Below are 13,594 nucleotides of genomic sequence, written 5' to 3' on the forward strand. Positions count from 1 at the left end.
GGCTTACATTCACATGAGGAACACGTCTCGGCCTCAATCAGGCGGCGACGGAGGTCTCGGACGGCGGCAGCGCCATCTCTCCGACAGCCTCGCGTCCGCCCCCGACCCGTTCTATCAGCGCAGCCAGTGCGCCAAAGTCGATGGGCTTGTTCAGATAGGCGTCTGCGCCGGCGTCCAGGCCGGCCTCATGGTCTTCGTTCCGGGCGGATGCCGACAGGACGACGATGGGCGTGCCCGCATTCTGGCCCCCGCCGTCGCGAATAAGTCGGGTCGCGGTCAGACCGTCCATGACCGGCATGTTCACATCCATGATGATCAGGTCGAACGGCTGTTCCTGGGCGATCTCGACCGCCATCTGGCCGTTCTCGGCCGTCGAGGTGACGTGGCTGGCCGAACTCATCCAGGCTTCGAGGATCATGCGGTTCACGGGGTGATCCTCGACCACGAGGACGCGCAGTGATTCGCCGCCTGCGATCTCGGCATGGACTTCATCGGCCGCGACCGGCTTGGCCCATTCGACCACCTCGGCCTCGATCTCCAGGGTGAAGCACGACCCTTCCGCCAGCCTTGAGGTGACGGTGATATCGCCGCCCATGATGTTGGCCATGCGCCGCGCAATGGTCAGGCCCAGGCCCGTGCCGCCGAAGCGGCGTGTGGAAGAGGTGTCGACCTGGGTGAAGGGCAGGAATAGCCGCTCCAGGTCCGCCGCGGCAATGCCGGTGCCGCTGTCCTTGACGATGAACTCGAACCGCACCCGCTGGTCCGACACGCGATGACCGCGCACGATGTAATGGATCTGGCCAGATTCGGTGAATTTGACCGCGTTCGACAGCAGGTTCTGAACCACCTGGCAGACCCGCAGCGGATCGCCACGCACCACCGTCGGGATTTCCCCTTCCAGGGTCGAGACGAACTCCAGCCCCTTGGCTTCGGCCTGAGCTTCGAACGGTCCGGTGATCCGCTTGTGCAGGCTGTCGACAGCGATATCGACGACCTCGAAGTTCATCTTGCCCGCCTCGATCTTTGTCATGTCGAGGATGTCGTTCAGCAGCGACAGCAGGTTGTCGCCCGAGTTGCGGATGATCGACAGATACTCGCGTTGCGTCGCCTCCAGACGCGTGGCGCTGAGCAGTTGGGCCGCGCCCAGGACGCCGTTCATCGGCGTGCGCAGCTCGTGAGAGATCACGCCCAGGAAGTTCGACTTGGCGTCATTGGCGGCGTTGGCCTTGTCGCGCGCGGCTTCCAGTTCCTCGATCAAATGGGACTGATGCGACTGGAAGGCGCGGATGCGCTCTTCGCGCAGCAGGGTCATGGTCACCAGAACGAACAGCCCCGCCGCCGTGAACGGCAGGACGGCCAGCATCGACCAGAAATCGCTGGAGCCCCACAGGCTGAACAGAATAACCGCCGCCGCCGCACCATAGGGGGACGAAATGATCAGGGCCTGACGGGGCGAGCTACGCAGCTGGGCGAACACCAGCACATAGCCGGAGATGATCAGGGCCAGGGCCAGCGGTCGTCCGAAATCGGAAGGCGAGAACCAGGCCAGCAAGGGCGCGATGGCCCAGGCGCCGGTCGTCACCGTGGCGACGATGGGGAAGATCACCCCCCAGTTCGTGCCCACGCGATGGCTCAGCCGGTGTTCGACCAAGCCACGCACCGCACCCGCCGCGACCGTCACGCCGAACCACAGCACCGCCTGCCACAGGCCCACCGTGCCCAGCAGCCCGACAGCCCACGAGGCGATGATCAGGTAGCGCAGATATTGCGTTTGCAGGATGGCCGTCAGGGCCTGGGCTGCATCGCCGGCGCGCTGATCGCCTTCAAACGCCTTCGCGACGCCGTCGGATTCCACCATAAGCCCAGATCCCCACGTTCTGTTTGGTCGCGTGACGCTAAGACGAAGGTTCTAAGACGATGTGAACGGTGTTTTTCCGTCAGGCGCTCTCTCCCGCCTCCTCGGGGGTCAAGGCCTTGATCGACAGGGCGTGGACGGGTCCGGCCATCTCGTCCTTGAGCAAGGCGTTGACCGCACGCTGTCGCGCCAGACGCGACTGCCCCTGGAAAGCGGCCGAAACGATCACCAGATTGAAATGGCTTTCCCCACCGGATTTGGCGTCCATCCCGCCTTCATGGTGATGCCCGGCGTGTCGCCAGCTGTCATCTTCGACCTCCAGCCGTTGCGGCGATAGCCCATCGGTAAGTTTTGCACGAATAATCGTCGCAACCGGGCCTTCTGACATGATCGATTCCTTGATGCTGTCCCATTCGGCCTTACACTTCGGCTGATGTCCGCCTCCTTTCAATACAAGCCGCGCTTCACCGACATTCGGGTGAAGCCGCCCAAGCCCGATGAAGAGGCGGCGAAAGCCGACGTCCTTCACCTCAAGCCGGGCGAGACGCCGTGCCAATGGCCCGACTGCCGAAGGGCCGCGGCCGCCAAGGCGCCGAAGTCGCGCGAGCGGCTGAACGACTTCTACGAATTCTGCCAGCCCCACGCCGGCGAGTACAACAAGGGCTGGAACTTCTACGCCGGCATGAGCGAAGGCCAGATTCGCAACCTTCAGGAAAACGAGGCCATGACCGGCGGCCGCCCGACCTGGGAAATGCAGGCCGGCAAGTTCACGCGCGAGGCCGCCGCCTTCGCCGCCAAGATGGGCACGTCCAACACCACCGGCGCCGGCTCATGGCGCGACAGCTTTGGCCTGTTCGGGCGCAAGGGCGACCAGGCGCCCCAGTCTCCGACCGAGGATCGTCGCATCGGCAAGCTGGAACGCACCGCCCTGGCCGACCTGGATCTGGATCCCGGCGCGGACAAGGCCAAGATCAAGGCCCAGTACCACGACCTGCTGAAGCGGTTTCACCCCGACACCAACAACGGCGACCGGGGCGCGGAGGCCAAGCTGCAACGGGTCATCAAGGCCTGGAAGACGCTGAAGAAAGCCGGCCTGGCCTGATCGCCTATTCGGCGTAGTTCATCTTGCGCGTCATGCCGCCGTCCACCGTCAACACCTGACCTGTGACGAAGCCCGCATCGGCTAAATAGAGCACGGCCTGGGCGATGTCATCGACACGCCCCACCCGGCCGACGGGATGCTGGTCGTGATCGACGGGACGCAGGTCGTCGTCGCCGGAAATCCAGCCCGGCGCGATCGCATTCACCCGCGTCTTCGGCCCCAGGCTGATGGCCAGGGCGTGGGTCAGGGCGACCATGGCGCCCTTGGATGCGGCATAGGCCTCGGTCTCCGGTTCCGACATGAAGGCGCGGGTCGAGGCCATGTTGATGATGCTCCCGCCCTTCGCCATCAGCGGAATGGCGCTGCGGGTCATCAGGAAGGCGCCCGTCAGATGGCTGTCGACCGTCTTGCGCCAGTCCTCCAGCGACAGTTCGGCCAGCGGCCCGTTGACCGGATCAGCCACGCCGCCGTTGTTCACCAGCAGGTCCAGTTCCGACCAGCCAAGTTCCTCATAGCCCTTGGCCACAGAGGCTTCGTCGCCGATGTCGCATAGGATCTGGCGCGTGCCGGCCATGATGGCTTTCAGGTCGAAAGACGCGACTTCCCACCCGCGCGCAGCCAGCGCCTTGCAGACGCCGGATCCGATCAGACCTGCGCCGCCCGTAACGATTGCTTTTCTCATGGCCTTGGAACCGGCGAAGACGGCCTTGGTTGCGCCGCGCCGGCCTTAACCCGCCGCCCCGCTGTTCGAGGCGGTCATCATCGGCGCCGACGGTTCGCGGAAATAGCGGTCGATGCCATCCGCGACCGACTTCATCAAACGACGGCGGGCGCGCTCGTCGGTCAGCAGCCGCTCGTCCTCGGGATTGGTGATGAAGCCCATCTCCAGCAGCACGGCCGGCACGTCGGGGGCCAGCAGAACGGCCAGACCCGCATCGCGGTGGCTGCGGCGCAGCAGGGGCTGGTCCGAGCCTTCCAGATGGGTCAGCAGGACGCGGGCGAACTGGGCCGAGCGATTCTGGGTCGCGCGCTGGGTCATATCCAGCAGGATGCGGTCCACCGACGGGTCGCGGCCCGGCAGGTGCAGTTCGCGGTGCCAGTTGTCGCCGCGCGTGAACTCGCGCACGGCCCGGCCGGCGCCTTGTTCCGACAGCGTATAGACGCTGGCCCCGCGCAGCGCAGGATCGGCCCCGGCGTCGGCGTGCAGGGATATAAACAGGTCGGCGTCCGACTGACGCGCAATGGACACCCGGCGATACAGGTCGACATACCGATCGTCGGACCGCGTCAGCCGCACGCGGTAACGACCGTTCTTCTCCAGTTCGGTCTTCAGCGCCAGGGCGGCGGCCAAGGTGACTTCCTTTTCCTTGGCGCGAGCGCCGCTGGCGCCGGGATCGTTGCCGCCGTGGCCGGCGTCGATGACGATCAGCGGCCGTTCGGCCCGGCGCGGCGGCGCGCTGGGGCGCGGCGCAGGCGCGGCGGACGCGCGCGCAGCCGCGCCGGTCGCCTTCAGATCCACGACATAACGATAGTGGCTGACGCCGTCGCCGGGCGGCAGCAGGAAACGGCGCTCGATCTCGCTGCCGCGCGCCAGCTCCAACTGAACCCGCGACGCCCCCCCAGACGAGGTCACCTCGTAAGACCTTACCAGGCCCGATCCGCCGCCGTTCAGTCCCCGTCCCGGCGCAACGCCGTTCAGGGCCAGGATTACGCGGCCCTCGCCGCCCGCGTCGATGACGCGCCCTTGCGCCGACTTGTCCAGATCGATGACCACACGGGTTCGGTCGCCGTCAGCGCCGAAGCGCACCGCCAGCACGTCGCCTTGGGCGCCCCAGGCGAAACCGCGCGTCGCAGACAGACCGACCATGCAGATGACAACGAAGGCCAAGGCGGTCATCGCCCATTCCTTCGCGCCCCAGCGCATCAAACCTGTCAAAACGCGACCGCTCATTGCGACGCCAAACCCAAATAAAGCCTACTAGGCCGTCATCATGCCAGACGCTCGTATTCAGGGGGTTAAGGCGAACGCCTTTTAATTCTCCAGTTGCGTGACTATGCTGTGACCGCTCGCGAACCGATCGCGCCGATTTCGCCTCTGCGGATCTTGGCGCGCCCTCCTCGCGGCGTTGACTTTCACCAATCCGAGAACCGCCCCGGCATCGCCGATGGTTCGAAGAGCGGACCAGGGACGCGGCCTTCCCAAGGGATTGGCGCGCCCGGTTCAGGACCGACGACTTCAATGGGCCTTTCCGCCTGCGTTCCCCAACGGCTTGATCAAGCCCGCTTCGCCGTTCTCGGCGAGGGGATGTCGCGCGCGCCGGCCCTCACCTTCATTCGGCGAGCCGCCATGACCCTGCCCGGTGTTCCGGGACGGTCGGCCTGCGCGCGCCAGAGAGAGACTATCCATGTCAAAGACAATGCTGATCGATGCGGCGCATCCCGAGGAGACCCGGGTCGCCATCGTGGACGGACGCCAAATTGAGGAATTCGACTTCGAATCCCGTGCGAAGCGCCAGCTTCGCGGCAACATCTACCTCGCCAAGGTCACACGCGTAGAGCCCAGCCTGCAGGCTGCGTTCATCGAATACGGCGGCAATCGCCACGGCTTCCTAGCCTTCAACGAAATCCACCCGGACTATTACCAGATCCCGGTCGCCGATCGCGAAGCCATCATGGCCGAAGCGCACGACGATGAGGACGAGGACGATCTGGATCGGGAATCGACCGGCGACGACGTCGATCCCGAAGGCGCCCTGGCCGACGAGGAACGTCTGAAGCGCCGCCTGATGCGTCGCTACAAGATCCAGGACGTCATCAAGCGCCGCCAGATCCTGCTGGTTCAGGTCGTCAAGGACGAGCGCGGCGCCAAGGGCGCGGCCCTGACCACCTGGCTGTCACTGGCCGGGCGCTACTGCGTCCTGATGCCCAACACGGGCAAGGGCGGCGGCATCAGCCGCAAGATCACCAACACCTCCGACCGTCGCCGGCTGAAGAGCGCCGTCTCGGCTCTGGACGTGCCCAAGGGCATGGGCCTGATCATCCGCACGGCCGGCGCCAAGCGCACCAAGGCCGAGATCAAGCGCGATTATCAGTATCTGCTGCGCCTGTGGGAGACGATCCGCGAGACCACCCTCGCCTCTCACGCCCCCTCGGTGATCTACGAGGAGGAAAACCTGGTCCGCCGCGCCGTGCGCGACATGTTCGACAAGGATTTCGACGGCATCCAGGTCGAGGGCGTCGAGGGCTTCAAGGAAGCGCGCGACTTCATGCGCGTGCTGATGCCCGCCCAGGCCAACAAGGTTCACCTGTATCGCGGCTCGCGGCCCCTGTTCGCCGCCAACGGCATCGAGGAACTGCTGACGCAGATCCATCAGCCGGTCGTGCCGCTGAAGTCGGGCGGCTATCTGGTCATCAACCAGACCGAGGCCCTGGTGGCCATCGACGTCAACTCGGGCCGCGCCACCAAGGAACGCAACGTCGAGCAGACGGCGTTCAAGACCAATATGGAAGCGGCCGAAGAAGCCGCTCGCCAGCTGCGCCTGCGCGACCTCGCCGGCCTGGTCGTCATCGACTTCATCGACATGGATGAGGGCAAGAACAACCGCGCCGTCGAGCGCGTGTTGAAGGAGGCCCTGTCCTCCGACCGCGCCCGCATCCAGATGGGCCGCATCTCCCCCTTCGGCCTGATGGAGATCAGCCGCCAGCGTCGCCGCCTGGGCGTGATCGAGGGCGCCACCGAGGCCTGCCCGCACTGCCAGGGCACCGGCCGCATCCGCTCGGCCGAATCCGCCGCCCTGATGACCTTGCGCGCGGTCGATATCGAGGCCGGCAAGAACGGTGCCGGCGTCGTGGTGCTGAAGGTCTGCACCGCCGTCGGCCTGTACATCCTGAACCACAAGCGCGCCTATCTGCAGTCGCTGCTGGAACGTCGCGGCCTGAACGTCATCGTCCAGATCGACGACAGCCTGGGCCAGGGCGAGCACAATATCGAGCGCACCGAGACCAACGAGGACTTCGTCGCGCCCGAGATCGAGATGCCCAATCTCGACGACGACTTCGACGCCTCGCTGTACGAAGACGAAGATGAGGACGACGACGAGGAAATCGTCGGCGACGATGACGACGATGTCGAGGCGCTGGACCGCGAGGACAGCGACGACGATGAGCCGCGCGAACGGGCTGAACGCGCCGAGTCCGGCGGTCGTGATCGCGATCGCGGTCGGGGCCGCAATCGCCGCCGTCGTGGCGGTCGTCGCGACGAGGAGACCGCAGAGGTCGCCGAAACCGTCGAAGCCGCCGACACGCTGAACGTCGACGACGCCTCGGACGACGAGGAAGACGAGAACGGCCGTCGCCGTCGCCGTGGGCGCCGTGGCGGGCGCCGGGTCCGCGAGGATGGCGAGCGCGACGTCTACACCTGGGTCCGCGGTCGCACGCCGTCGCTGGACGACCCCTATGTCTGGTTCGACCCGCTGAATCCGGGCCGGTCGGAAGGTCGTACTGAGCGCTCCGAACGTGCCGAGCGTCCCGAGCGCGTCGAACGCCCCGCTGTGGCTCAGTCCGAGGTCGAAGGCCTGGACGCTGTCGCTGGTGAAGGCGCCGGCGAAGAGGGCGGCCGTTCGCGCCGTCGCCGTCGTCGCGGTCGGGGTCGTGGCGACGCGCCTGTCGGTCACGAGATCAAGGTCGAGAACCGCGCCACCAACGAAGGCATGCCGCCCGACGGCTCGCCCGAGACGCCGATGGCCGTGATGGTCGATACGCCCGCCGAGACGACCGAAATCGATACCCCGGCTGTCGCGCCGGAACCGCAACGTCGTCGCGTTCGCCGCAAGTCGGCCAGCGCCAATGTCGAGATCGCGGCCGAACCGCATCCCGACACGGCCATCGAGCCGAACGAGGCTGCGGTCGAGGGCGCGCCGGTCGAACTGGACGTGACCCCGCAGGAGGCCCTGGCGGCTGAGCCGGTCGAGGTCTCGCCGGTCGAGGAGCCGGCTCCGATTCCGGTCGCAGAAGCTGTTCTGGCCGAGCCATTCGTCGCGCCAGTCCCCGAGATTGATGTCGAGGCGATCATCGCCGAAGATCCGAACCAGATCGTCGCACCGCCTGAAAAGCCCAAGCGTGGGTGGTGGCGCCGCTGATCGGTCACGATTAGACTGTCAGGATGCAGGCGGGGGCCGGTCGCTATTGGAGTAGAGCCATGAGATGGCTTCCCCGATCTGCATCTCGCGTTCTGGCGGCGACGGCGGCGGGCCTTATGGCTCTCGTCGCCGCCGGCCAGGCCTCGGCCCAGAGCCTGATCCGCGACACCGAGGTCGAGGGCATCGTGCGCGAATGGGCCGACCCGGTCTTCGTCTCGATGGGGCTGAACCCGACCGACATCCAGGTCCTGCTGGTCAATGACGACGACCTGAACGCCTTCGCCACGCGCGGGCGGATCATGGGCGTCAACACCGGCCTGATCCTGCGCACCAAGACGCCCGGCGAACTGCTGGGCGTGATGGCGCACGAAGCCGGCCACATCAAGAACCGCCACACCCTGCGCGACGGGGCCCAGAACGCCGGCCGCCAGCCCATGCTGATGACCATGGCCCTGGGCGCCCTGGCGATCGCCGCCGGCGCGCCCGACGCCGGCGTCGCCCTGCTGGGCTCCAGCCAGTATTTCGGCGCCTTGGGCGCCTTGCACTATATGCAGAGCCAGGAAGGCGAGGCTGACATAACGGGCGCACGCGCGCTGGAAGGCGCAGGCGAATCGGGGGCCGGCCTGGTGTCCTTTTTCGAGAATTTCCGTTCGCAGGAAGTCTTCTCCGACGCCCGTCGCTATCCCTATTTCCGCAGCCACCCTCTGTCGTCGAACCGGATCGAGACCCTGCGCCGCTATGTGCAGGAACAGCCGCACTACGATCACCGCGACAGCCCCGAGCGGATGGCCCAGCACGCCCTGATCCTGGCCAAGATTCACGCCTTCATGGACCCGCCAAATGGAACGTTGCGCGACTATCCGTCGACCAACACCTCCCTGCCCGGCCGCTATGCCCGCGCCATCGCCTGGTATCGCGACGGCCAGACCGAAAAGGCGCTGACGGCGGTGGACGAACTGATCGCCGGCGACGTGACCAACCCCTATTTCCAGGAACTGAAGGGCCAGATCCTGTTCGAGGAAGGCCGTCCGGCCGAGGCCGTCGCCGCCCATCGCGAGGCCGTGCGGCTCAAGCCCGATGCCCCCCTGCTGCGCGTCAACCTGGCCCACGCCCTGATCGAGACCAACGACAAGGCCAATCTGGACGAGGCCATCGACCAGCTGAAACATGCCGTGGTCGCTGAGAAGGACAACACCATGGCCTGGCGCCTGCTGGCCCAGGCCTATGCCTCGCAAGGCAAGGAGGGCGAGGCGCGCCTGGCCTCGGCCGAATACTATTTCGCGGCCGGCAGCGAGCAGCAGGCGACCCAGTTCGCCCTTCGCGCCCGCTCCATGCTGGACCCCGGCTCCATGGAATGGCGCAGGGCCGTGGACATCGTCCTGGCCTCGGGCGCCACGCCCGACGATCTCAACGACCTGGACCGTCGCGACGCCGCGCGCCGACCGACAACCCTCAACTAACCTTTCCAACTGCGAGACTGAATGACCGACGACGCCCCCACGCCTGCGCCCGAAACCAAGACCGCCAAGCCTGCGTGGCGGAACGGCGCGCGCGCCGGCTATCTGGCCTTGGGCCTGTCGGTCATCGCCCTGGGGTTCTCGGTCGCGCCCTATTTCAGCGCCGGTGGCGCCGACGTCCGGTCCTATCTGCTGGAGCATCCCGAGGTGCTGCAGGAGACGCAGCTGGCGCTGCAGTCCAAGGAAGCCGAGGCCAGCGTCGAAGAGACCAACCAGGCCGCCGCCGCCAACGCCGGCCTCTTGGCGCCCGACGCCCGCGACCCCGCCTTCGGTCCGGCGAACGCCAAGGTCACGGTGGTCGAATTCTTCGACTTCCGCTGCCCCGGCTGCAAGGCCGTGGCCCACGACTATCGCGCCCTGATGGCCGCCCACCCCGAGGTCCGCTTCGTCTTCAAGGACTGGCCCATCCTGGACCGCGGCGACGACATCGCCTCGCAATACGCCGCCCGCGCCGCCCTGGCCGCGCATCAGCAGGGCAAGTATCTGGAGGTCTACGACGCCCTGATGACCGAGCGCGCCCTGTCGATCGAGTCCATCGACGCCATCCTGGCCGCCAACGGCGTCGACATGGCCCGCGCCAAGGCCGCTATCGCCGCGCCCGACACCACACGCCACATCGCCGACATCCACACCACGGCCGCCGCCCTGCGCCTGCGCGGCACGCCCACCTTCTTCATCAACGGCAAGGCCAGCCCCGGCATCGACCCCGCCGAAATCGCCAAACTGATCGAAGCGGCCAAGAAATAACCCTCTCCCGCTGGGAGAGGGCTTGAGCGCACGGCGGCGAAGCCGTCGTTCTGGCGCGAAAGGGTGAGGGTCGGGTGGTGCGAACTGGCCCACCGGCCAACCCTCATCCGGCCCTTCGGGCCACCTTCTCCCAACGGGAGAAGGAAAAGTCGTCAGGCCTCACCCAGCGTCATCTTCCCGCCGATCCATTCGACGCCCGCATGGCGCAGGGCGTCGTTCGCCGCAGCCTCGTCGCCCAGCGCCTGCTCGGCGCGATAGAGCACATAGTAGCTGTAGGGATCGCTGGGCCAGTCCGTCAGCAGTTCGGCGATCTTGGCCTTGGCCCCGGCCGCATCCCCCGACGCCAGCATGGCGGCGGCCAGGCTGCGGCGCGTCGGATACCAGATCATCGGCGGGTCGCCGCCTTCGGGATTCATCGCCTGGATCGCCGCCGCCCGGCCATAGGCAGCGATGGCGGTCGGATAATCCTGGTCGATCATGGCCGCGCGGCCTTCCAGCACCTTCTGGAACAGTTCGGCGAATCCGATCTGACGATCCGCCATCGCGCCCTTGAAGGCTTTGTCCGCAAGCAGGGCCGCGATGGCCTGGGCCTCGATCCGCACAGCCGCCGCATCGCCTCTGCGCGCCGCCGCCTCGCCGCGCGCATAGCGCCAGCCGACCCGCATCAGCGGCCGCCCGACGTCCGGCTCGGGCAAGGCCGCGACCTGGGCGTCGGATCCGAACCGGCCGTAAAGCGCATAGGCGTCGGCCGCCATGATCTGACGATAAACGACATAGCCGTCGTCACCGGGTTCGGGCGCGCCCAGCAGCTGCGGATAGGTCGCCATATACCAGTCGGCCAACTCCAGCCCTCGTTCGGCCCCGCCCGCCATCAGGGCGCCGCCCATGCCGAAATGGATGTTGTGGGCGTGAAGCCGCATGCCACGAATACCGCCTGGCGGGCTGGCCAGCCGGTCGTAGGTCTTGTCCAGCGCCACGGCGTTGACGTTGGACATCATCGCGTCCTTGTACCGCCCGACGCGATAGAAGGTGTGCGACGGCATATGCACCAGATGGCTGGCGCCCGGCGCCAGCAGCGCCAGCCGCTCGCCATAGGCCAGCGCCCGATGCGGATCTTCGGACCATTCCGTCAGGTGGATATAGAGGTGGATGGAGGCCGGATCGTTCGGCTTGACCGTCAGGCTGTGTTCCAGGATCGCCATGGCGCGCGTCACGGCGGGATCGGTCGCCTTGCCGTTCTCGTCCCACCATTCGCCCTCGGGCTGCAGCATCCAGGCGTCGGCGGTGATCGACCCCACCGAGACGTCGTCGGCATGGCGTTTGGAGATCCGGTCCATGGCGCGTGCGAAGCGCAGGGCGCGGGTGTTTTCTTTGCCTGAGTAACGCTGGATCAGGGCGTCGATCATCTGGCGCTGCATCGGCGTGGCGTCGCCGGCCAGCCGCCGGGCTTCGCGCGCCGTTCTCAATCCCGTGGCGATGGATTCAGGGTCGTTCCCACCGCCGTTCAGGTTCGGCCCGATGGCCCAGGCCTCGCCCCAGGCGCACATGCCGCACGCCGGATCCAGCTGCCGCGCCTTGCGAAAGGCCCGAACCGATTCCGAATGTTCGAACGCCCAGCGCAGCCGCACCCCATGGTCGAACCAGGCCTGGGCCTGCGGGTTCTTGGTATCGACGGCGAAAGCCTCGTCTCCGAAGCCGGGGACCATAACCATGTCCGCCGTGGGCTGGACATCGCCGACCGCGTCCACGCGACCGCAGACCTGGGGATTGGCGATCAGGGCCAGGGTCGCCGCAGTCGCCGTGGCGTCGGCGACCGCGATCGGCGCCATCAGACAGGCGACCGAAACCGTCGCCACCCACAGACCCTTGCGCATTCCCGCCTCCCCCGCTTGCCGACCTTTGTGCGCCTAATTGGCCGCCTCGCCAATTATCCAATCAGGGCACCCGATCAGGGCGTGGTGACGGGCAAGGTGTCTGCGGCCCGGCCGTCGCCCGCAGGCGCGCTGAGGCCCAGCATCCGCGCCAAAAAGGGCTGAACGTCCACGCTGTCCAGATCGGTCAGCCGCCGCCCCGCGACGACGTCCGGCCCGTGGGCGATGAAGACCGCCGCCATCTCGGGCGCCTGATTGTCATAGCCGTGGGCGCCGCCCGCGCGGGTGACCGGCCGATCCCGTGTCGCCGCCAGCCAGCCGGTCTCGACCAGGCAGACGATCTGGGCCACGCGCGGATTGGAGCCATAGACCAGCCGCGCCGGCACATCGGCCTTGTTCCAGCATTCCATATGCGGATGACGACCGACCAGCTTGGCCTGCACCTCGGCCTCGCGACCCGGCGCCGGGTCGGCGGTCAGGACCGCCCCGCCATAGCCGATCTTCAGCGCCGCCGGGTCGATGATATCGTCGACCCAGACCACCCGGTCCGGCGAGGTGGCGGCCATGCCGTGATCGGACACGATCACCAGCATCGCCCGATCATAAAGCCCCCTCGCCTTCAGCCCCTCGACCAGCCGCCCCATGGACGCATCGACCGTGGCCACGGCGGCACGCGTCTCTGCGCCGTCGGGACCATGGCGATGTCCGGCCGTATCGACGATGTCGAAATAGAGGGTCTCCAGCTTCGGCCGCTGATCCGCCGGCAGGTCCAGCCACGACAGCACCCGGTCCACCCGCGCGTCGCCCGGCATGGACTGATCGAAGGGCATCCAATGGCTGGGCCGCACGCCTTGTATCTCGACCTCCGACCCCGGCCAGAACATCGTGCCCGTGCGAATGCCGGCCTTTTCCGCCGTGACCCAGATCGGCTCGCCCTGATCCCAGAAGCCGGTCTCCTTGCTGGCCATGGTGAAGGCGCCCAGTTGAGCGTCCGTGAATCGATTGCCGACGACGCCGTGGTGATCCGGATGCAGGCCCGTCACCAGCGTATAGTGATTGGGGAAGGTCACGCTGGGGAACGACGGCCGCATCGGCCCGAAGGCGCCGCCCGCTGCCAGCGCGTCCAGCACCGGCGTCTGACCCTTGCCCATATAATCCGGCGAGAACCCGTCGATCGAGATCAGAATCACCAGATCGGGTCGCGCCGCCTGCGACGCCGAGGTGGAAACGACCGGGGATTGCGAGGCTGGCGGGTTCGAGACCGGCGTTGCGGCGCAGGACGCAACTACAACGGCGGCGACCAAGGCCAGGCAGGAGGCGGGAAGACGGGACATAAGCTTACTCACAGGCGACATCGAACCATT

10 protein-coding genes are annotated in these 13,594 nt (G+C 67.0%); 4 read left to right on the top strand and 6 right to left on the bottom strand.

Features of this window, described 5'->3' with window-relative positions; genetic code table 11:
- Positions 1-37 precede the first annotated feature (37 nt).
- Together ACP693_RS17055 and ACP693_RS17060 are read right to left on the bottom strand one after the other, a co-directional pair.
- On the bottom strand, positions 38-1,858 hold the full coding sequence (locus ACP693_RS17055; protein WP_426016441.1) for a response regulator: 1,821 nt from the start codon (positions 1,856-1,858) through the stop codon (positions 38-40).
- A 79-nt stretch (positions 1,859-1,937) separates the two neighbouring features.
- Positions 1,938-2,243 (bottom strand): BolA family protein, encoded by a 306-nt coding sequence (locus tag ACP693_RS17060; RefSeq protein WP_426016439.1) that lies wholly within the window; start codon positions 2,241-2,243, stop codon positions 1,938-1,940.
- A gap of 45 nt (positions 2,244-2,288) precedes the next feature.
- Here ACP693_RS17060 and ACP693_RS17065 point away from each other — a divergent pair, with 45 nt between their 5' ends.
- Positions 2,289-2,957: a J domain-containing protein gene (locus tag ACP693_RS17065; RefSeq protein WP_426016437.1), complete on the top strand. Its 669-nt coding sequence runs from the start codon at positions 2,289-2,291 to the stop codon at positions 2,955-2,957.
- Between the two features lie 4 nt (positions 2,958-2,961).
- On the opposite strand, the gene ACP693_RS17070 is transcribed toward ACP693_RS17065, so the two are convergent.
- Together ACP693_RS17070 and ACP693_RS17075 are read right to left on the bottom strand one after the other, a co-directional pair.
- Positions 2,962-3,639: an SDR family oxidoreductase gene (locus tag ACP693_RS17070; protein WP_426016436.1), complete on the bottom strand. Its 678-nt coding sequence runs from the start codon at positions 3,637-3,639 to the stop codon at positions 2,962-2,964.
- A 45-nt stretch (positions 3,640-3,684) separates the two neighbouring features.
- On the bottom strand, positions 3,685-4,854 hold the full coding sequence (locus ACP693_RS17075; protein ID WP_426016435.1) for an N-acetylmuramoyl-L-alanine amidase family protein: 1,170 nt from the start codon (positions 4,852-4,854) through the stop codon (positions 3,685-3,687).
- Between the two features lie 508 nt (positions 4,855-5,362).
- Between ACP693_RS17075 and ACP693_RS17080 the strand changes: the two genes are divergently transcribed.
- The 3 genes from ACP693_RS17080 to ACP693_RS17090 are packed head-to-tail and all read left to right on the top strand — an operon-like array spanning position 5,363 to position 10,359.
- On the top strand, positions 5,363-8,095 hold the full coding sequence (locus ACP693_RS17080) for an Rne/Rng family ribonuclease (RefSeq protein ID WP_426016433.1): 2,733 nt from the start codon (positions 5,363-5,365) through the stop codon (positions 8,093-8,095).
- A gap of 59 nt (positions 8,096-8,154) precedes the next feature.
- The gene (locus ACP693_RS17085; protein ID WP_426016431.1) at positions 8,155-9,555 is read left to right on the top strand and encodes a M48 family metalloprotease; all 1,401 of its coding nucleotides are present in this window, start codon (positions 8,155-8,157) and stop codon (positions 9,553-9,555) included.
- A gap of 21 nt (positions 9,556-9,576) precedes the next feature.
- Positions 9,577-10,359, top strand: a complete 783-nt coding sequence (locus tag ACP693_RS17090; RefSeq protein ID WP_426016430.1) for a thioredoxin domain-containing protein — start codon at positions 9,577-9,579, stop codon at positions 10,357-10,359.
- 152 nt (positions 10,360-10,511) lie between these two features.
- Here ACP693_RS17090 and ACP693_RS17095 read toward each other — a convergent pair whose 3' ends face one another.
- Both ACP693_RS17095 and ACP693_RS17100 read right to left on the bottom strand, forming a co-directional pair.
- Positions 10,512-12,233 carry a hypothetical protein gene (locus ACP693_RS17095; protein WP_426016428.1) on the bottom strand — a complete coding sequence of 574 codons (1,722 nt, stop codon included), beginning with the start codon at positions 12,231-12,233 and terminating at the stop codon, positions 10,512-10,514.
- A 74-nt stretch (positions 12,234-12,307) separates the two neighbouring features.
- Positions 12,308-13,564, bottom strand: a complete 1,257-nt coding sequence (locus ACP693_RS17100) for an ectonucleotide pyrophosphatase/phosphodiesterase (RefSeq protein WP_426016426.1) — start codon at positions 13,562-13,564, stop codon at positions 12,308-12,310.
- Between the last annotated feature and the right edge of the window lie 30 nt (positions 13,565-13,594).

This window comes from Brevundimonas sp. TWP1-3, from assembly GCF_049896085.1.
Lineage (GTDB): Bacteria > Pseudomonadota > Alphaproteobacteria > Caulobacterales > Caulobacteraceae > Brevundimonas.

What these genes read in the sequence shown, in the direction of transcription:
- ACP693_RS17085 (WP_426016431.1), top strand. Translation starts at nt 8,155, where the DNA reads ATGAGATGGCTTCCCCGATCTGCATCTCGCGTTCTGGCGGCGACGGCG.
- ACP693_RS17080 (WP_426016433.1), top strand. Translation starts at nt 5,363, where the DNA reads ATGTCAAAGACAATGCTGATCGATGCGGCGCATCCCGAGGAGACCCGG.
- ACP693_RS17075 (WP_426016435.1), bottom strand. Translation starts at nt 4,854, where the DNA reads ATGACCGCCTTGGCCTTCGTTGTCATCTGCATGGTCGGTCTGTCTGCG.
- ACP693_RS17095 (WP_426016428.1), bottom strand. Translation starts at nt 12,233, where the DNA reads ATGCGCAAGGGTCTGTGGGTGGCGACGGTTTCGGTCGCCTGTCTGATG.
- ACP693_RS17055 (WP_426016441.1), bottom strand. Translation starts at nt 1,858, where the DNA reads ATGGTGGAATCCGACGGCGTCGCGAAGGCGTTTGAAGGCGATCAGCGC.
- ACP693_RS17065 (WP_426016437.1), top strand. Translation starts at nt 2,289, where the DNA reads ATGTCCGCCTCCTTTCAATACAAGCCGCGCTTCACCGACATTCGGGTG.
- ACP693_RS17090 (WP_426016430.1), top strand. Translation starts at nt 9,577, where the DNA reads ATGACCGACGACGCCCCCACGCCTGCGCCCGAAACCAAGACCGCCAAG.
- ACP693_RS17070 (WP_426016436.1), bottom strand. Translation starts at nt 3,639, where the DNA reads ATGAGAAAAGCAATCGTTACGGGCGGCGCAGGTCTGATCGGATCCGGC.
- ACP693_RS17100 (WP_426016426.1), bottom strand. Translation starts at nt 13,564, where the DNA reads ATGTCCCGTCTTCCCGCCTCCTGCCTGGCCTTGGTCGCCGCCGTTGTA.
- ACP693_RS17060 (WP_426016439.1), bottom strand. Translation starts at nt 2,243, where the DNA reads ATGTCAGAAGGCCCGGTTGCGACGATTATTCGTGCAAAACTTACCGAT.